Below are 17,153 nucleotides of genomic sequence, written 5' to 3'. Positions count from 1 at the left end.
TACCCGGCGACCAATTGGGCTGCGTCAGCTGTAAACCGTTTTTCGGTTGCGGTGCCGCCAGCCACGGATATTTTTTAGAGTCTCTGAAATATCCGGACCGCCACGATACTTCAGCGCGGCCTGTCTGAGTGCCTGATCTTCCGCCCTTTGCCTTACGTCTTCCGGGGAACCGGGCGTAAAACGCATATTGGCGCGGAACTTGGCCTGATCCGCCGCCATTTTGGCAGTCTCCGCCCGATACTTGTCGGCCGCGCTGAGCGGTGTTTTCCCAGCGTCGTTTTTGGCCGCTTGCTCGCGGTAGCTAAAGGTAATCATCGCATCGGTCGGCTTATCCACCGGGCCTTTGTAGGTCAGCTTCACACTCAAGCCGGGCGTGATAATGTCCAACGGGATTTCGGGTATCTGAACCGGCAAGGCCTTGTGGTTCGCCGCCAGTGCCGCCACGGTTATTACGGCGGCTTCGCCGGTGTAAATTCTGCCCGGCCAAGTCGCGAGGATATCCTTGCCGAGTTGGGTGGCGCCTTTCACCAAGGCATCTTGTTTCAGCTTCTCGACGAGGGTTTTGCCGAGCGGGGTTTGTAAAAACGCTTCGCCGAGTTTTTCCAGGCCTTCCTGATATTTTTCCGCGTCGGTTTTTTCCTTGGGCGCTTCCTGGCGGCGAATGGTCTCGGCACCGGCGGCGGATAACGTCGGTAACGCGCTATGGCTAGCCAATACCTGATCGGCAACTCGATCGGCCTCGCGTTCCATCGGATCGTTGCTGGCGCCAATCGCTAATTGACGTTGTATCGGCTTATTCTTGCACGAGCAGGCCGCGCATTCCCCGCCAGCGGGCGTGTGATTGCCGCATGCGCATCGGCGCTGCAATAGGCCGGCGGCGGGTCGAGTTTGCGTGGCTAACGCCACTTTATTGCCGGACGCGGCCGGCGTTTTGGTTAGGCTAGACATCGCCAGCCCTCATTTCGTCGATCACCGGTTGATATTCGCTGGTGACCGGCGTGAAGCCACCCTTAGCAGGCTGACTGTACAGCGAATAGTAATAATCGGCGGCAATATCGGCCTGTTGCTCGCGATTGAATTCGCGGAAGTGTTTGCCGAGCATATTCGGCGACGGGTTGGTGGCCGGCCGCCACAACGCGTCCGGACCTTTGTAATCGTAGCCTGCGGTAGCCTGGGCATGGACCGCTTCGCCCAGATATTGCGATCCCACGCGTTCGTATTGGAAGACATGGGTCAGCTCGTGCGTCAGCCAGTGCATGTCGCTACTGCCCGGACTGGCGCTAATCTTTTGATTGAAATTGATGGTGTGGAAAGTCGTCACGCCCATCCCGCCGCCGCCCTTGAACAAGGCGCCGATGGCGGAGATCAGCGAATATTCGTCTATCCGTACTTGCCAGTACGCGATGTTGTCCTGAAAAGTTTTTTGCGCCTCGCTTTTCTCGGTCGAATTCAGCGTGCGGGTGTTGAATTTGATGATTTGAAACAGCAAGTCCCAAACTTCGCCGATGCCGGCGATGTCCACCAATTTGCCGATCAAGCGGCCGATCCAGGCCGCGCCGGACAGGATGCCGTCCAGAAACCAATTGCCAAGGCCCTTGAAATCCAGGTGCCAGGCCAGTTTCAAGCCGTCCCACAACCAACCGGCCGCGCCGGCGATACCGCTGCCCAAATGCTTGATCAGCCGCCAAACCCGGCTCGGGAAATTAACGACTTGCCGCCAGGCCAAGGCCGCTCCCGCCTTCAACACATTCCAACCCCAACCGGCGAAGGCTTTGATACCACCCCAAACCTTGCCCGCCACCCACTTGGTACCGTCCCACACCTTGCCGGCGGCTTTTTTGATGCCGCGCCACGCCGCGCCCGCGCCTTTTTGATCCCACCCCAAACCGCGCCGGCGCCCTTCTTGATGCCGCCCCAAACCGCGCTGGCACCTTTTTTAATTCCGCTCCACAATTTGCCGAAAAATCCGCCTTGCACCCGCGGCTCGCTGGTTTCGCGCACCCGAATCGGCGCCAGCGGCGCCCGCGCCAAACCGGTTTGCTGCTGCAAGACGTGAGTCAGTTCGTGCGCCAACAGCCAGCGCCCGCCGGCACTTGCGGGTTGATATTGGCCGGCGCCGAACACCACGTCGCGGCCCACGGTAAACGCGCGAGCGCTGACCGAGTCGGCCAACTTGCCGGCGTCGACGCCGGTGTGAACCCTAACCTGACTCAGATCGTGGCCCAGACGCGGCTCGAATAAGCGTCTGACCGGGCTTGCCAATGGTTGGCCGTCGCCGCGTAAGGCCTGGATGCGCGATTCCTGACGCGGCGAAACGCTGGGCGTCTGGCCGGCTTGCGGACTGGTCCGCATTGGCTCCGTTTCACCGGCTTGATCCGCGTCGTCAGACTCGGCTTGCTCGCCGCCACTGGGCTGCTGCTCGCCCTGCAGATCGTCGCTTTCCAGCAATAGCAACGCCACTTGGGCCGGATCGCCCTCCTCGGCCGGTTTCTCTGCACTTTCCGGAGCGGCGGTTTCGGCTTGCGGCGCCGTTTCGGGTTCGGCGGCGTGCCCGTCCATGTTATCGCTGGCCGGTTGCGGAGCCCGTCTCAAGGTATTGTCATCCTGACCGACCGACGTCAGCGCTCGATCACGACCGCCGCCAGTCACCTTATCGGCAACCGCATCGGCCTCGCGCTCAAACACATCGCCGGGCTGGCCTAACACCAGCTTGGCCTGCCAGCTGCCGGGCCGGGCCGGGCTGAGCGGAATCGCGCCAAATTCATGTGCGCCGCGTTCGCTATTGGCCGGCAAACTGGCCGGCTGCTCGGAAAATTTGCCGCGCTCGGGTTTAATGGATCCGACCAATGGCGTTGCGGAAAGCGGCGGACGTTCTACCGACCGGGATTTATTCATGGCCTAGGCCTCGGTAAACCGTTTGCGCGATCTGCTCGCCCAAATGCGTCGGCTGCTGTCCAACCAATTGCAAGCCGGACAACTGCAAGCGCGGCACCGCCACGCCGTTACTCCATTGGCCGGCTAAGCCGCCCTCGCTCAGCAAGCGGGTCAGTTCCGCCGTCAAACCGGCTTGCAGTTCGCCGCGACTATGACCGGCCAGATCGACGCCGTCCAGCACCAGCCGTTCGATATGCAATTGAATGTTCACGGCGCGCTTCCAACCACGCCCAACAGCCGAAACTCGGCTTCGTTGACCGGCTTATCCAGCTTGCGGAATTCGGCGCGTAGCGCTTCGAAAATCAACGCCATCGTCACCTGCCGGGCATCGCTGGCGGCCGCCAGAAATGCCGCGTTCAAGGCTACGTTGTGGATGCTGCCGCCGGTCAGATTGAAACGGGCCAAATGCTGGTAATCCAGCTGGGCTAGCGGGGTTTGCGGCGGGAACACCTTACGCCACATGTCGGCGCGCTCGGCGGCGCCGGGAAACGGAAAATTGACGATAAAGCGCAAGCGTCGCATGAAAGCCTGATCCAGGGCGCTTTTCATATTGGTGGCCAGAATCGCCAGGCCGCGATAGGCTTCCATGCGTTGCAGCAAGTAATTGATTTCGATATTGGCATAGCGGTCGTGGCTATCCTTGACTTCGCTACGCTTGCCGAACAAGGCGTCGGCTTCGTCGAAGAACAAAATCGCGCCGCCGTCTTCGGCGGCATCGAACAAGCGCCGCAGGTTTTTTTCGGTTTCGCCGATGTATTTGCTGACCACCGCCGACAAGTCGATCCGGTACAGATTCAGTTGCAAGGCGTTGGCAATCACTTCCGCCGCCATGGTCTTGCCGGTGCCGCTTTCGCCGGCGAATAACACGCTCAGCCCCAGACCGCGATTCATTTTATCGACGAAGCCCCAGTCGTTGTAGACCAGGCCGCGCCGCTCGATTTGGCCGGCGATCTGGTTTAACAGCGCCAACGGTTCCTTGGGTAATACGATGTCCGACCAGACCGCTTTGACGTCGATGCGCCGCGCCAATTGATCCAGCTTGGGGCTGGTTTTGCGCAAGCAGGCTTGCCAGAGCCGGTCGCGGCGTTCGCCAGCCGCCGGCTCGCCGGCCACCGAATCGGCAATTTCGCGGATGCTAGGCAATTCCAGGCTGAACTGGCCGGCTAGTTGCGCGGCCAATACGGCGGCATCGTCGCCGAGCGCCTCCCGCCAGGCGTGTTGCTGTTCCTCGGCATCGGGCTTGGCGATTTCGACAATCAAGCCGTCGAATTCCGGTTGCGGGTCGCGGACACCCAAAATCAATACGCCGTTGCAGGCGCCCAGCAAACGTCTCAGTAACGCGGCATGGGTATGCTCGTCGGCATAGCCGGCGTCCAGATACAAAGCCACCGGTAGCAACAAGCGCTCTCGTTCCCACAACCGCAACAAGTTTTCCAGGTCGGCAGTCTGAGTCGGCAGACTCTCCAAACTCATCGCCATCCCGCTGAGTCCCAGTTCCGCCAAGGCCAGCCTGATCACTTCCGTTTTCGCAAGGGCCGACGGGCCGGCCAATTGCACCAACACGCGCTGACTAAGGCCGTTGGCCCGGCTTTGCAAGTAAGCGGCAATCTCCGCGACGACCCGCCGTTGCGACGGCGCCAGCGCGGCGGCATCGCTGGCACCGAGCAGCGGAGCCATGTATGGCAACAAGCGGTCGTCGATATTGTGTTTGGGCTCGACCAGAAAATTGACGATGCGCTCGTCGGCCCGCAACGCGCTGGTGGTCAGCGGCTCGGCGCCCGGTTGGTTGATTTCCAGCAAACGCCAGTAACGCAGAGGCCGGTCGGCGGACAAGGCCTGCCAGTTGGGTTGTTCGAACAGACGCAGCGCCAACGCGAAGGTCGGATACGGTTTATGCGAGTGATCCTGGGCCTTGGCGCACAGCGCGGCGGTTTTGCCGTCCAGCTCGATCGCCGCGCACAGCAGCAAAATCTGTTGTTCGAAGCGGTCCAAACCCAGTTGCCGGCTCAGTATAATCAAGGCCGGCGGCGGATCGGCACTTTCGGCGGCCGCCAGTTTTTTACCGAGCGCGCGGATCGCGGTTTCGGCGTCGTCGGAGCCTTGCTCCGTTTCAGGCTCCCGGCATTTGAACCAACCGCGCTTGACCGCCGGCGCGGCCGAGGTCAGTTGGCCGATTTGCCGCTCCAAAAGTTGGTGCAACCAGGCGATCGCGTCGGCCAGATAATCGTTATTGGCTTGCAGCCAGCGTTGATGCTCGTTCATACGATGGTCACCCGTTGGCTGTCGGCGAAGGCATAGCGCGGCGGATGATCCAAAAACGCGAACGGCAAACTGTCGACACCGTCGACGCGGATATAAACCGGTTGCAAACTAAGCGGCGCGGCATTTTCGATGACAAACACCAACGGATCGGTCGGATTGATGCGCGCTTGCGCGGCGACTTCGCGGTCGCCCAACAGCAGTTGCGGCGCTTGGTCGGTCAAGACTTGCGGCGTCGCGGTAATCGTCAACGTGGCGTCGCCGGCCGCGCGGGCCACCGGATTGGCCGGCAAGATGCCATCGACGCGTATCGCCAACGGCAGACTCAAGCGGTTGGTGATGCGTTCCGTGCCGTCGCGGCTGACGATGGCGGCGACTTCGTAAAGGCCTGCCGCCCAGTCGGTTTGCGCCGCCGCATCGTCGGGCAAGGTAAAGCGTAGACTGGTGGCGTCGCGGTCCGCTTCCGGGATCGCCACGTCTCGAATGCCCAGGCGCGGATGCAAAAAGCGCAGCGTCACGCTGTCGCCTTGCAAGTCCTGCCCGCTCAAGGTCAAAACCAGGCCCGGCCAGGCATTGGGTAAGGACGGCAGTGGCACGTCGCGGTTGGCCGCGAAGCCGATCCGGATCGCCTCCAGGCGGGGAAACCGGCCCAGCAGCGTCTCGACACCACGGTCGTCCTGGCCACGTTGCAACACCGGCGGCGCCGGATTTACCGCGTCGTCCGATTCGATCAGCACGACGCTGGCGCGGTAGGCAATAGACAAGGCGTAGGGCGTTTGGAAGAACACCGACCATAACTTGGACAATTCGTCGAGGTTCAACGGCAGCGGCATCAATCTGACCAATTCCGGCGCCTGGTCCAGGTTGGAGTCGTTCAGCGGGGCATGACTGAGCGCGGCATTGTGGACGGCTTGGCGGGTCAAGATCGGATGCGCATGCAGGTCGCGGGCCACCGCGCCCAGCATGCGCTGCGCTTCGAAGGCGGTTTCGTCGCCGTAAAACGCCAATAAATAATGTAAATCCAGGGCGATTTGCGGGCGCTGGCTAATCCGTCCGCTAGGATCGCGGGTCGGTAGATCGGCGTTACGCAAAGCCGGATTCGGCGTGACCTGATACAAACACAGTTGCACCCAGCGCAAGGCATTGGCCGGCGGCGCGGTTTGCGGCCTGCCAAGCACCACTTCGGCGCCGCTGACGGCCTGTTGCGCGGCATTTTGAATCAGCGTCGCCAACGCAGCCGTTACCGTGGCGACAGCCAGTGAATTGCTCATCGCCGGCCTCCGTCGCGCTGCTTCAGATAATCGTCCAGACTCATCGTCGCCTGAGCCGGGCGCGGCTTGGCGGCGGATTTTTCGCTGGTTTGGGTAGCGCGGATTTCGATGCGGCCTATCGTAACCTGTATCGTCGGCATTGGCGTGGGCTCCGGCCGGACATCGGCGGGTTGCCGCGCAGCGGCGTCCTTGAAACCGGTCAATGCCGGGACGATGGGTTTAAGCTCGGCCACGAGCGGATTCATCGGCTTAAGCGGTTCGGATTCTGGTTGGTGTTGCCGGCTGGCGGCCGCGATGACCGGTGTTGCATCCGGATCGAGCACACGCTCGCGCTCGGTCAGCATCGTGACGCGCTCCTCGATTCGAGTCATCTCCCGCTCGACCGCCGGCGCGGCCGCGTTGGTGCCGCTATTGGTCGGTGTCCGAGGCTCGACCGGTATTTCGCGGCGGCTGGACAAGGGCGGGATTGCCGGCGGAACGGGCGTCAACAACGGTTGCGCCGCTGGCTGTTCGGCAGGCGTTTGCGCCTGCCAGGAGAAGGGTGGATCGAGATTTGGCGCCCCTTGTCCGACTGCGTCATCCCGCCCGACTGCGGTGTTTGGGATCGTGGGTATAGGTTCGCGGATAGCCGGCCCCAGGGTCGGGCTGGGCGGCAACGGTTCGGTCGACGGATCGAACGGGTCCGCCGCGAACGGTTCGCTTGAATCCGCCTCGAAACGCCCCGGCAAACGCGGCGGCAAGGCTTCTATTCGATGCAGCGTCAGCGCGGCAAGTTGTCCCAGAAAACCGTTCATTGCCGCACCCGTTCCAGATAGCATTGCCTGCGCAACGGACTCATCGCCAGGATGTCCGCTTCGCTCCACCCGTAAGCGCGGGCCAGCAAATGCACGTCGTTGAATAAGCGTTGCGCCCAGGCCTGAATTTCCCGCCACAGAAATCCGGCAATATCGAAAGTCGCCAGCCAGACATGCCGGCAACTCGGGCAATTTAAATCCAGGCGGATGTCGGCTTGCGGATCGGCGGCGGCCAGTAAAGCTTCAGCCGAAGCGATCAAGGCTTCCGGGACGGTTTCCGGGGCAACCGGCTCGCCACTCACTAACACTTCAACGCAGCAGCGGGCGAACAAAGTCCGTCGGGCGGCATCGACGTCAGCCAATGTTTGAATATGCAATAAATCGCGGCTATCCGGTAAACGCAATTGGATGCGGAAACCGTCTTGCACCAGCAGCAACGGCGCCTCGGCCGGCGGCGGCAATTGCAGATCGGCGACATTCAAATTCAGTTCCAGCGTCTCCGCGCAGTTAGGGCAGGCCGCCAAGCTGGCCATTCGCGGGCCGAACAAGCGTTCGCGTAGCGCCAACAGCCGGCCGTTGCGTTGCCCGAGCGGCAGGCTTCTCAACGTGGTTTCGCTGAGTTCGGTATCCAACATGACCAGCAATGTCAGTGCGCGTTCAGTATCGGTCTGCAGCAGACAGCGCTCCCAGGCGGCCAGCAAGGTCGAGGCGATACCCGCGCTCATGGCTATTGCGGCTCGGTAAAGGTTTCCTCGGCCGGCTCGGCAACTTCGTAATCGCGTTCCCAGCCTTCGTTTTCCAGCTTGATGTGCTGGATCGCCACGGCGTTGGCGTTGGCATCCAAATCCGGCAGGGCCTGAAATTCGGACACCCAGCAGCGAAACAATTTGTAAGCCACCGCGAGCTGGCCAGCCTCGTTGTAGAGTTCGATGATGATGTCCTTGCGAAAGTCTTTTAACGACACTTCCGCGCCCAGCCCGGAACCGAAATTCCACACCTTGTTGGCCCATTGCTCGAATTCCTTGTCGTGGGTGACGCCGCGCTCCAGGCTGATGGCCTCGTATTCGGTGCGGCCCGGCGATTTGCGGCTGCTGCTGGGGTCGCCGCCCTCGCGGTGCTTGACGACTTCGGTGGTGCGTTTGAGCGCACCGACCTTGCTGACGCCGGCGACGTATTTGCCGTCCCATTTGACCCGGAATTTGAAATTTTTATAGGGATCGAACCGTTGTGCGTTGACGCTGAACTGAGCCATGGCGGATTCTCCTTAGACTTCGATTTGACCAGCCATCTGCTGGAGTTTGATGACCACAAATTCGGCAGGTTTTAACGGCGCGAAGCCAACCACGATATTGACGATGCCGGAGTTGATGTCGGTTTGCGTCGTGGTTTCCCGATCGCACTTGACGAAGTAGGCCTCTCTGGGGGTACTGCCCTGAAAAGCGCCCTGACGAAACAGGTTGTGCATGAAGGCGCCGACGTTCAAACGAATCTGCGCCCACAGCGGCTCGTCGTTGGGCTCGAACACCACCCATTGCGTGCCGCGATACAGGCTTTCCTCGATGAACAACGCGGTGCGGCGCACCGGCAGGTATTTCCATTCGTCGGCCAACTGGTCGGCACCGCGCAAGGTACGCGCGCCCCAGACCACCCGGCCGTTGACCGGAAACGCCCTCAAACAATTGATGCCCAACGGGTTGAGCATGCCGTTTTCGGCGTCATTCAAATTTACTTGCAAACCTTGAATCCCGCTCAGCGAGGCATCCAGCCCGGCCGGCGCCTTCCAGACGCCGCGCGCGGTGTCGGTGCGCGCCATGATGCCGGCAATCATGCCGCTGGGCGCGAACACGTCGAGCTGGCCTTCGCGCAAGGGATCGCTTTGAATCACACGCGGAAAGTACAGCGCTGCGTTACGAGCTTCGACACCGGACAGACCCAAGCCGCTCAATCCGTCGCGAGCCGTTGCAGCGGCGGTATCCTTATTCGCGCCCCAGGCCGCCGGCGGATCGACGATCAGCACGGCGCGCCGGTCGGCGCAGTATTTCATCGCCTTTTGATAGACTTCCTTCAAGGTGTCGCCCTCGCGGGTGTCGGGCGGGATGCACAGCAAATTGAACAAATCGGCCTTGTCCAGCGCGTACAGGCCGGTTTTGTTGTTTTTGTCGCCGACCACGTCGGCTTCGGCGGTCAACAACGCGCTATCGCCGCCGCCGGTAAATTTTTTAAAGCTGGCCGGCGTGGCCGCCGGATCGGCCGGATCTTCGGCGGCGGTCGAGTCGGTGGGCCGGCCGGCCACCAGATCGGCGCTGCCGTCGGCTTTCTTCTGCACGCGGATCAAATTGGATTCCGCGGCTAACACTCGATCCAGGCGGCGGGCGCCAGCGCCGACAGTGACAGCCAAATTCAGGAAGCGTTCGACGCGGCCCTTGCCGGGTTCTTCGTACACCGTCATATTGAATAAATCGGCCTGCGCAATGCCGTAACGGCCGGCGACTTCGGCGGTAATGCCCTTGGCGTCTATCGTGTAAGTGAGCTTGTCGCCGCGCAAACCGACGCTGGCGGCTTCCAGTTTCAGATCTGCGTTTTTCGAGGCCGTGGCGTTTTTCGCCAGCCTGACGATCAAGGCCTGTTGGCCGCCGTTCAGATAAAAGTCGCGTACCGCATAGGACAGCGGAAAATCCGGCGACAAATCGCCAAACACCCGGATGAAATCGCCGAAGCTGTTGACGGTGATCGGCTCGTCGGTCGGTCCGCGCAAGGCCCGGCCAAGAAACGCGGTAATCGAGGTGGCGACGCCGGTAATCGTGCGAACGCCGCTGGGGACCTCTTCGATGTAAACGCCGGGATAAGAAAGTGCTACAGGCATGACGTGCTCCTTTAAAACGCTACTGGAACCGGATTACCACCCCGTGGATGCTTAATCTAGTGCGATGATGCGGCGCGGGCGTAACTAGGCGGCCGCTGACCGAAAGCTGGTGTCGGAGCCGCCCGAGCCGGGCGGTTTTTGTTGAACATCATGTTGAGCGTATTTCCGGCAACAAACAATGACGCATTTGTGCCAGTACAAATGTACTGCATCGCTTCTATTGTCGTCTCCGCCTGTAAAGGCGATTGCCAAAAATAGCCTACTAGCAGCAGCGCTTGACGCCGCTCCATTTACGGCGCGTTTCGGCGGCGAAGAAAGCCTTGCGGCTCAGCGGCGCGGATTCGCTATCGGCATGGTGGGTTTGCCAGTGTTGCAAGTAGCGGCGGTAGGCGGTTTCGCCGTTCAGCGCTTCCCAGATTCGCCGGAGCATGCCGGCCGAGGTGGTTCGTGCCATCCTCAGTCTTCGTCGGCCGGCGGCGCGAATTTCACGCACTCGAACATCAAGTCGTCCAGATCGTGTTCGGCATGCCGCTCGCTGTCGTACTGCAAGCCGCATTCCTGATGCTCGTCGCGTAAATGCTTGATCATGCCGTGTATCGACACCGGCACTTTCGATTCGGGCAGCACGATGGAAATCCGCAGCTCGGCTTCCTCGACAGTTTGAGCCAACGGTTCTTTCAAACGGATTTTGATGCCGCTGTAACTCATGTCCACGACTAAGCCGTCGATGACGATTTCACCGCCGGGCGGCGGCGGGTCGATGATGATGTGCGCCGCCAATCCCTCGGGGCAAAACCGCCGATGACTGCGTTTTTCAATTTCCATGCATAAGCTCCCGCGAATAATTTCGAGAGTATAGGCAGAAATTCCGGCGCCGTTAAGTGTTATCGGCCGGCATCCGCCGCCGGACAGGCGTCGTCCGCCATCCAATAACGACGATGCCGGCAACGTTCGCCGTGGATCGCGACCGGCATCTCGGCGGTGTCGACGATGATCGCGCCTTGTTCGGCGGTATTCGCCCAATTTGCGCCCATCCGGCGATAGCGTTCCAGTACTTGCGGATGCGGAAAGCCGAAGCGGTTCGAATACCCGGCCGGAATCAGCACCCAAGCGGGCGCGACTTGTTCCAGAAACGTCAGCGTCGAAGAGGTCTTGCTACCATGATGCGGCGCGACCAAAAAGGTGCTGGCCAGTTGATCGCCGTATAGCTCCACCAAGCGGCGTTCGCCGGACTGCTCGATGTCGGCGGTCAATAGCAGGCTGGCGCTGGCGGTGCGGACTTGCAACACGCAGGAATTGTCGTTATCGCCCGTCTGGCGCGGGTCGGACGGCGCCAACATCCGGAATTCGACGCCATCCCAATTCCAAGTCTGGCCGGCCCGGCAATATCGGCCTTCCGGCCGCTCGGCCCAGGCCGGCACGCTGCTGAATACTTGGTCCGCCGCGACCTCGGCCAGCACCGATTCCGCGCCGCCGCTGTGGTCGATATCGTCGTGACTGACGATCAAGCCGTCCAGCCGGCGTATACCCCGCGAACGCAAATAAGGCAAAATCACCGAGTCGCCCATGTCGGAGTCTTCGGAATAACGCGCGCCGGTGTCGAACAGCAAGCGATGCTCGGCGGTTTCGACGACCGCCGCCAACCCTTGGCCGACATCCAACAGCGCCAGCCGGACCTCGCCGGGCGGCGGTCTGGCCACATCCGCGACCAACACCGGCAACAACAGCCAGACGCCCAAATAACGGCCGGGAAATCCGCGCGGTGCCAGCAACAGGACGCTGCCGATGCCGGCCGCCAATAAGGCCGGCCAAGCCGGTTCCGGTAAAGTCGCGTTAGACAGCGGCAATTCCGCCAGAGCTTGCAAGGTCCACCATAGGCTTTGCAGTATCCAATCCGCCAGTTGCAACAAAAATTGCGCGAACATTGGCCAAACGAACAGCAAGGCCACAGCAGCCAAGGCCAACGGCACCACGACGATGCCGATCGCCGGCACCGCCAGCCAGTTGGCCAGCGGCGAAATCAGCGATACTTGTTGAAAAAACAGGATCAGCAGCGGCGCCAACCCGGCCGCGGTCGCCCATTGCGCCAACGCCGCCTCGCGCCAATAGCCCGGCCGGCCGAGCCGGCCGGCGGAAACGTAAATCAACAGTCCGACCGCCGCGAACGACAACCAAAAGCCGACCGCTTGCACCGCCAGCGGATCGACGATCAACACCGCCAGCAAGGCCAGCAACAGGATGCGCCAGGCCCCGACGTGACGCTGCCAACTCAAGGCCGCGAACGCCACGGCCAGCATCACGACCGCACGCAGCGTCGGAACCGAATAGCCGGCCAATCCGGCATAAAAAGCCGCCGCCAGCCAGGCCGTCAGCGCGGCCACCCGTTGCGGCGACCAACGCGGATTGCCGGTCCAGGCCCAGGCTCGCCGTACGACGAGAAATACCAAGCCCGCCACCAAACTGATGTGCGACCCGGAAATCACGATCAAATGCACGGTGCCGGTTTTACGAAACACCTGCCACTGCGCCTGACCGATGCCATCCTGGCTGCCTATCGTCAGCGCCTTGATCAAACCGAGGTTGGAGCCGCCGGGCAAGGCCTGATCCAACCTTGCCGAAATACTTTGTCTGGCGCGCGCCAAGACTGCTCCCACGCGCCCATCGTCGGCCAAGCGCGACGGCGCCGGCTCGTCGCGCACATAGCCGGTGGCACCGATGCGATTGGCAAACAACCAAGCTTCGTAATCGAAACCGCCCGGATTCAAGCGGCCGTGCGGCTGTCGCAACTTGACGGTCAAACGCCAGCTCTGCCCCGCCGCCACATCCGCCGTGGTTCGATACCAGTTCAATCGCAGTTTGCTTGGAAAATCGCCGGCCGGACGGGTGACCGCGAAGTCGAAGCCGATACGGTTGTCCATGTGCTTGGGCATGCCGGCGATGTAACCTTCGACTTCGACCGCTTGATTCTGCAAATCCTCGGGCAATTGCTGCGCCAACCGCCAGGCCCCGAAACCGGCCGCCCACAGCGCGCCGGCCAATAGCGCGGCCAAGCCGATCTGACGGCGACACGCGCACAGTAAGAATATAGCCGTCAGCGCCGGCCATTCCCAGCCCTGCGGCAGCCGCTGCCATTGTTGCACCCAAACGATGCCGGCCAGCGCCGCCAATACCGCAGCCGCCATCGGCTACGCCCACGCATTCGCGGTAGCGGTGCAAGGTCTCGTCACGCTAGGCCCGATCGTCCGCCGGCAGTCCCGGCAACTCGATCAAGGGTCTGACTTCGACCGTGCCCTTGCGCGCCATCGGGATACGCGCGGCGATGGCGATCGCCTGATCCAGATCGGCGGTCTCCACCAAGTAGTAGCCGCCCAGTTGCTCGCGGGTTTCGGCAAACGGGCCGTCGGTCACCAAACACTGCCCGTCGCGCACCCGCACGCTGGTCGCCAACGCGGTGGGTTGCAGCGGACTGGCCGCCAGATATTGGCCGCGCTCGGCCAAATCGCGCGCCAATTGCAAGGACTCCCGGTAACAGGCCTGACGATCGTCCTCGGCCAGCGTCTGCTCGGCAAAATAGATCAATAGCAAGTATTTCATAAGGTCTCCAAATAACAAGGCTCCGCCTTTCCGGGGGCTCACCGCAAAACCATGAGTTCGAAAGATAACGGACGGCGCGTTGCCTGACGATGGCTGCGTCCCGCCGGCGCCGTCCGGCATTCTCGCCAAACCATAAAAACCCTCGAATACCGTGGATTTAACGCAAGCCCAACGCGGTTAAGGTTTGACTATCCTCGGCGACCGGCCGGACTTCGACGCAACCGAAGCGCGCGCCGGGAATTCCGGCGGCGATCCTGATCGCCTCGTTGAAATCGGTGGCTTCGATTAAATAATAGCCGCCCAGTTGCTCCTTGGTTTCGGCAAACGGTCCATCCGTCGTGGTCACTTTGGCGTCGCGGACCCGCACCGTTACCGCCGCGCTGGCCGGCAACAATCGGTTGCAAGCCAAGTAATGGCCGCTGGCGCGAATGGCTTCGGTAAACTCGGCATACTCTTCAAAATGGCGGTCGGCGGCGGTCGGCTCCATGTCCTCCATGACCTTTTCGGCACAAATCAGGCAAAGGTATTTCATCGGTTTCTCCCTGCGTTGGGTTTCGGATGTTGGCTAGTCGATTGGCGACAGCCCGATTCGACATCGCCGCCAAAAATTTTCAGCCCGCCAATTCGGCTAACCGGCGCTGTAAAAACCGGCGCTCGGGCTCCTGTTTGGCTAGATCAAGCGCGCGCCGGTAGGCGGCAACCGCGTCGGCGGCGTCCCCCAGGCGCCGGTATAAATCGCCGCGGGCGGCGTGGATTAAATGGTAGTCCGCCAATTCGCCGCGCGCCAAGATGGCGTCGATCACGGCCAAGCCGGCGGCCGGGCCGTCGCGCATCGCCAACGCGACGGCGAAATTCAATTCGACCACCGGCGACGGCTGCACCCGCAGCAACAGCACGTACAACGCGACGATTTGCGGCCAATCGGTGGCTTCCGCGTGCTCGGCTTCGGCGTGCAACGCGGCGATCGCCGCTTGCAGAGCGTAGGCGCCGGGCCGTCCACCGCGCAAGGCAGCCTCCACCCAACGTCGGCCTTCGGCAATTTGCTCCCGATGCCACAGCGAGCGGTCCTGATCGGCCAGTAATATCAGCTCCCCGTCGGCCGAGGTTCTGGACATGCGCCGCGCCTCGTGCAACAGCATCAGCGCCAACAGGCCGAATACTTCCGGCTCCGGCAACAGCTCAGCCAGTAGCCGACCCAAGCGCAAGGCTTCGCCGGCCAAGTCTGGCCGGGTCAGGCTGGCACCCGACGACGCCGAATAACCTTCGTTGAAGACCAGATAGACCACCCGCAACACCGAGGCCAAACGATCCGGCAACTCTTCGGCGGGCGGCACCCGATACGGAATCTTGGCCTCGCGAATCTTGGCCTTGGCGCGAACGATCCGTTGCGCCAATGTCGGCACCGGCGTCAAGAATGCCGCCGCGATCGCTTCGGTCGTCAAACCGCAAACTTCCCGCAAAGTCAGGGCCAGATGCGCTTCCGGCGCCAATGCCGGATGGCAGCAGGTAAAAATCAGCTTCAAACTGTCGTCCGGCCAATCTTCGGTATCGTCCGGCGTGACCTCCCCCAGCGGATCGGCCAACGCTTCGACATCCTCCCTTTGCTCGAAGCGGGATTGCCTGCGCAACCGGTCTATGGCCTTGAATCGACCGGCCGACACCAACCAAGCCTTGGGATTGGCCGGCACGCCATCGCCGGGCCATTGTTCCAACGCGGCGCGAAACGCATCGTGCAAGGCTTCCTCGGCGAGGTCGAAGTCGCCGAGCAGCCGGATCAAGGTCGCCAAAATACGGCGCGATTCGTCGCGGTATAAGGTCTGTACCGCGCGGTGTACGGCAGTGTCGTTCATCGAGAGTCCGTTAAAAAACCAATTCGAGAGCGGAAGTCGCTTCAAGCGCTCAAAACCGGGCCTAAGCGCCAAGGCTTCCGCGGCGCGGCTGATATCCAACACAAGCGACCGCGCTTGAAATGAGCGCATGCCCGGAACGCGGTCTTGGTCTCGCCTGCATATTACCTCTGGCACCCGAGTCTAGCTAAAAATTCGCGGCAAGGGTCGGACTGGCCCCGGTCCGGCGATTCCGGCAGAATAGCGGGTTAACTTTCTTGCTCTCGTCGCCATGTCCGAATTGCAATACCCGATCATCGTTCGTCCCCGTTTCCGATTCGCCGCGCGCCGGATTTGGGTCAACTGCCACGTCTGGCTGGCGCTGACGGCCGGACTACTGTTCGCGCTGCTGGGCCTGACCGGCAGTCTCAGCGTATATCGAGAGGAACTCGAAGGCCTACTGAACCCGCAACTGCGCGTCACGGTAGCCGAAGGCGCGGAAGTACTGCCTATCGATAAACTGTACGCCATGCTACGCGCCGCCGAACCCAATCGCCACGGGGCCTGGACCCTGGAAATGCCGCGCGCGGCGGATGGTCCGATCACCGCTCGGTTCGAAAAACCTAAGGAAAGTTACGAGCAATTCTACGCTCCGCTGATGGTCTCGCTGGACCCTTACACCGGCCAAGTTCTGGACCGACGCTTCTGGGGACAAACCCTGACCACCTGGATCATGGACTTGCACACCCATCTGCGCTTGGCCGCCACCGGTCGCACTGTTGTCGCGTGGCTGGGCGGCCTGCTGATGCTGTCGATCATCAGTGGCTTGGGTTTATGGTGGCCTGGCCGCGACCGACTCGGCGAGGTATTCCGATTGCGCCACGCCAGTCTGGTCAAGCTGGCCTTCGATTTACACCGCTGGCTGGGACTGATCAGCGCCTGCGGCTTGCTGATACTGGCGTTTACCGGTTTTCACCTCGCCTACCCTCGTCTGCTGGAAACCATTACCGCCGCCGACGGCATGGGCCACGGCGACGACGGTCCGGCGGTACGCAGCACCGGTGTTCCGAACAACAGGCCGGTTAACTTAGCCGAAGCCGTGCTGGTGGCGCGCGGACCGTTTCCAAAATCCGAAGTGCGGCGGGTGACGACCCCGGTCGGCGAACTAGGCACCTACCGGATCAATCTGCGCCAGCGCGACGAAATCAACCAACATCATCCGTTCACGACGGTCTGGGTAGACCGTTGGAGCGGGCAGATCCGCGACGTGCGCAACCCGCACCGGTTCTCGGCGGGCCAGCGTTTCACGACTTGGCTGTGGCCGCTGCATACCGGGGAAGCTTTCGGCGCGACCGGCCGGTTTCTATGGTTCCTGACCGGCCTGACGCCCGCCCTGCTCTACATCAGCGGTCTATTGCATTGGTCGTACCGGCGCGGCTGGTTGGCGGACCGCGCGATCGATTGGCCGGGTTTGGCCGAACGCGGCGGAAACGCCTGCCGCGCCGGCGCCAGCCGTATGCGCGGCTGGCTGGCGAACTGCTTACTACCGATGTTACGCGACTTCAGCGCCAAATGGCGACGCTGACCGGGGGTGTCGGGCCGCCACGGAACC

General features: G+C 61.8%; 17 protein-coding genes. 1 reads left to right on the top strand and 16 read right to left on the bottom strand.

Annotated elements, in window-relative coordinates; translation table 11 throughout:
• Positions 1 to 24: 24 nt before the first annotated feature.
• The 16 genes from ACP4CD_RS02835 to ACP4CD_RS02760 form a co-directional block, all read right to left on the bottom strand.
• Positions 25 to 948, bottom strand: coding sequence for a hypothetical protein (locus ACP4CD_RS02835; RefSeq protein ID WP_426993402.1), 924 nt, complete (start codon positions 946 to 948; stop codon positions 25 to 27).
• Entirely contained in the window at positions 941 to 1,801 is an 861-nt protein-coding gene (locus ACP4CD_RS02830; protein WP_426993401.1) for a hypothetical protein, read from the bottom strand. The genes ACP4CD_RS02835 and ACP4CD_RS02830 overlap by 8 nt, the downstream gene beginning before the upstream one ends.
• Positions 1,741 to 2,895, bottom strand: coding sequence for a DUF4157 domain-containing protein (locus ACP4CD_RS02825; RefSeq protein ID WP_426993399.1), 1,155 nt, complete (start codon positions 2,893 to 2,895; stop codon positions 1,741 to 1,743). Before ACP4CD_RS02825 ends, ACP4CD_RS02830 begins: the two co-directional genes overlap by 61 nt.
• On the bottom strand, positions 2,888 to 3,145 hold the full coding sequence (locus tag ACP4CD_RS02820; RefSeq protein WP_426993398.1) for a hypothetical protein: 258 nt from the start codon (positions 3,143 to 3,145) through the stop codon (positions 2,888 to 2,890). The genes ACP4CD_RS02825 and ACP4CD_RS02820 overlap by 8 nt, the downstream gene beginning before the upstream one ends.
• Entirely contained in the window at positions 3,142 to 5,196 is a 2,055-nt protein-coding gene (locus tag ACP4CD_RS02815; RefSeq protein ID WP_426993397.1) for an ATP-binding protein, read from the bottom strand. Before ACP4CD_RS02815 ends, ACP4CD_RS02820 begins: the two co-directional genes overlap by 4 nt.
• Positions 5,193 to 6,464, bottom strand: a complete 1,272-nt coding sequence (locus ACP4CD_RS02810; RefSeq protein WP_426993395.1) for a DUF4255 domain-containing protein — start codon at positions 6,462 to 6,464, stop codon at positions 5,193 to 5,195. The genes ACP4CD_RS02815 and ACP4CD_RS02810 overlap by 4 nt, the downstream gene beginning before the upstream one ends.
• Entirely contained in the window at positions 6,461 to 7,258 is a 798-nt protein-coding gene (locus ACP4CD_RS02805) for a hypothetical protein (RefSeq protein WP_426993393.1), read from the bottom strand. The genes ACP4CD_RS02810 and ACP4CD_RS02805 overlap by 4 nt, the downstream gene beginning before the upstream one ends.
• Entirely contained in the window at positions 7,255 to 7,983 is a 729-nt protein-coding gene (locus tag ACP4CD_RS02800) for a hypothetical protein (protein WP_426993392.1), read from the bottom strand. The genes ACP4CD_RS02805 and ACP4CD_RS02800 overlap by 4 nt, the downstream gene beginning before the upstream one ends.
• Positions 7,984 to 7,985: 2 nt before the next feature.
• Positions 7,986 to 8,510 carry a phage tail protein gene (locus tag ACP4CD_RS02795; RefSeq protein WP_426993390.1) on the bottom strand — a complete coding sequence of 175 codons (525 nt, stop codon included), beginning with the start codon at positions 8,508 to 8,510 and terminating at the stop codon, positions 7,986 to 7,988.
• Between the two features lie 12 nt (positions 8,511 to 8,522).
• Positions 8,523 to 10,121 carry a phage tail sheath family protein gene (locus ACP4CD_RS02790; RefSeq protein ID WP_426993388.1) on the bottom strand — a complete coding sequence of 533 codons (1,599 nt, stop codon included), beginning with the start codon at positions 10,119 to 10,121 and terminating at the stop codon, positions 8,523 to 8,525.
• Positions 10,122 to 10,383: 262 nt separating this feature from the next.
• Positions 10,384 to 10,575, bottom strand: a complete 192-nt coding sequence (locus ACP4CD_RS02785) for a YbdD/YjiX family protein (RefSeq protein ID WP_168029427.1) — start codon at positions 10,573 to 10,575, stop codon at positions 10,384 to 10,386.
• Between the two features lie 2 nt (positions 10,576 to 10,577).
• Positions 10,578 to 10,946, bottom strand: a complete 369-nt coding sequence (locus tag ACP4CD_RS02780; RefSeq protein ID WP_426993386.1) for a PilZ domain-containing protein — start codon at positions 10,944 to 10,946, stop codon at positions 10,578 to 10,580.
• A gap of 59 nt (positions 10,947 to 11,005) precedes the next feature.
• The gene (locus ACP4CD_RS02775) at positions 11,006 to 13,303 is read right to left on the bottom strand and encodes a DNA internalization-related competence protein ComEC/Rec2 (protein ID WP_426993383.1); all 2,298 of its coding nucleotides are present in this window, start codon (positions 13,301 to 13,303) and stop codon (positions 11,006 to 11,008) included.
• 46 nt (positions 13,304 to 13,349) lie between these two features.
• Positions 13,350 to 13,715, bottom strand: coding sequence for a YciI family protein (locus ACP4CD_RS02770; RefSeq protein ID WP_426993381.1), 366 nt, complete (start codon positions 13,713 to 13,715; stop codon positions 13,350 to 13,352).
• 157 nt (positions 13,716 to 13,872) lie between these two features.
• On the bottom strand, positions 13,873 to 14,247 hold the full coding sequence (locus ACP4CD_RS02765; protein WP_071158085.1) for a YciI family protein: 375 nt from the start codon (positions 14,245 to 14,247) through the stop codon (positions 13,873 to 13,875).
• 79 nt (positions 14,248 to 14,326) lie between these two features.
• Positions 14,327 to 15,565 carry an RNA polymerase sigma factor gene (locus tag ACP4CD_RS02760; RefSeq protein ID WP_426993379.1) on the bottom strand — a complete coding sequence of 413 codons (1,239 nt, stop codon included), beginning with the start codon at positions 15,563 to 15,565 and terminating at the stop codon, positions 14,327 to 14,329.
• 268 nt (positions 15,566 to 15,833) lie between these two features.
• Here ACP4CD_RS02760 and ACP4CD_RS02755 point away from each other — a divergent pair, with 268 nt between their 5' ends.
• Entirely contained in the window at positions 15,834 to 17,126 is a 1,293-nt protein-coding gene (locus ACP4CD_RS02755) for a PepSY-associated TM helix domain-containing protein (protein WP_426993377.1), read from the top strand.
• Positions 17,127 to 17,153 lie beyond the last annotated feature (27 nt).

The sequence above is a fragment of the Methylomonas stagni genome (assembly GCF_050154735.1).
GTDB lineage: Bacteria > Pseudomonadota > Gammaproteobacteria > Methylococcales > Methylomonadaceae > Methylomonas > Methylomonas koyamae_A.
The sequence above is the reverse complement of the archived record's forward strand: the minus strand, read 5'-3'. Positions and strand labels throughout refer to the sequence as shown.

What these genes read in the sequence shown, in the direction of transcription:
- ACP4CD_RS02835 (WP_426993402.1), bottom strand. Translation starts at nt 948, where the DNA reads ATGTCTAGCCTAACCAAAACGCCGGCCGCGTCCGGCAATAAAGTGGCG.
- ACP4CD_RS02825 (WP_426993399.1), bottom strand. Translation starts at nt 2,895, where the DNA reads ATGAATAAATCCCGGTCGGTAGAACGTCCGCCGCTTTCCGCAACGCCA.
- ACP4CD_RS02815 (WP_426993397.1), bottom strand. Translation starts at nt 5,196, where the DNA reads ATGAACGAGCATCAACGCTGGCTGCAAGCCAATAACGATTATCTGGCC.
- ACP4CD_RS02810 (WP_426993395.1), bottom strand. Translation starts at nt 6,464, where the DNA reads ATGAGCAATTCACTGGCTGTCGCCACGGTAACGGCTGCGTTGGCGACG.
- ACP4CD_RS02805 (WP_426993393.1), bottom strand. Translation starts at nt 7,258, where the DNA reads ATGAACGGTTTTCTGGGACAACTTGCCGCGCTGACGCTGCATCGAATA.
- ACP4CD_RS02800 (WP_426993392.1), bottom strand. Translation starts at nt 7,983, where the DNA reads ATGAGCGCGGGTATCGCCTCGACCTTGCTGGCCGCCTGGGAGCGCTGT.
- ACP4CD_RS02795 (WP_426993390.1), bottom strand. Translation starts at nt 8,510, where the DNA reads ATGGCTCAGTTCAGCGTCAACGCACAACGGTTCGATCCCTATAAAAAT.
- ACP4CD_RS02790 (WP_426993388.1), bottom strand. Translation starts at nt 10,121, where the DNA reads ATGCCTGTAGCACTTTCTTATCCCGGCGTTTACATCGAAGAGGTCCCC.
- ACP4CD_RS02785 (WP_168029427.1), bottom strand. Translation starts at nt 10,575, where the DNA reads ATGGCACGAACCACCTCGGCCGGCATGCTCCGGCGAATCTGGGAAGCG.
- ACP4CD_RS02780 (WP_426993386.1), bottom strand. Translation starts at nt 10,946, where the DNA reads ATGGAAATTGAAAAACGCAGTCATCGGCGGTTTTGCCCCGAGGGATTG.
- ACP4CD_RS02775 (WP_426993383.1), bottom strand. Translation starts at nt 13,303, where the DNA reads ATGGCGGCTGCGGTATTGGCGGCGCTGGCCGGCATCGTTTGGGTGCAA.
- ACP4CD_RS02770 (WP_426993381.1), bottom strand. Translation starts at nt 13,715, where the DNA reads ATGAAATACTTGCTATTGATCTATTTTGCCGAGCAGACGCTGGCCGAG.
- ACP4CD_RS02765 (WP_071158085.1), bottom strand. Translation starts at nt 14,247, where the DNA reads ATGAAATACCTTTGCCTGATTTGTGCCGAAAAGGTCATGGAGGACATG.
- ACP4CD_RS02760 (WP_426993379.1), bottom strand. Translation starts at nt 15,565, where the DNA reads ATGAACGACACTGCCGTACACCGCGCGGTACAGACCTTATACCGCGAC.
- ACP4CD_RS02755 (WP_426993377.1), top strand. Translation starts at nt 15,834, where the DNA reads ATGTCCGAATTGCAATACCCGATCATCGTTCGTCCCCGTTTCCGATTC.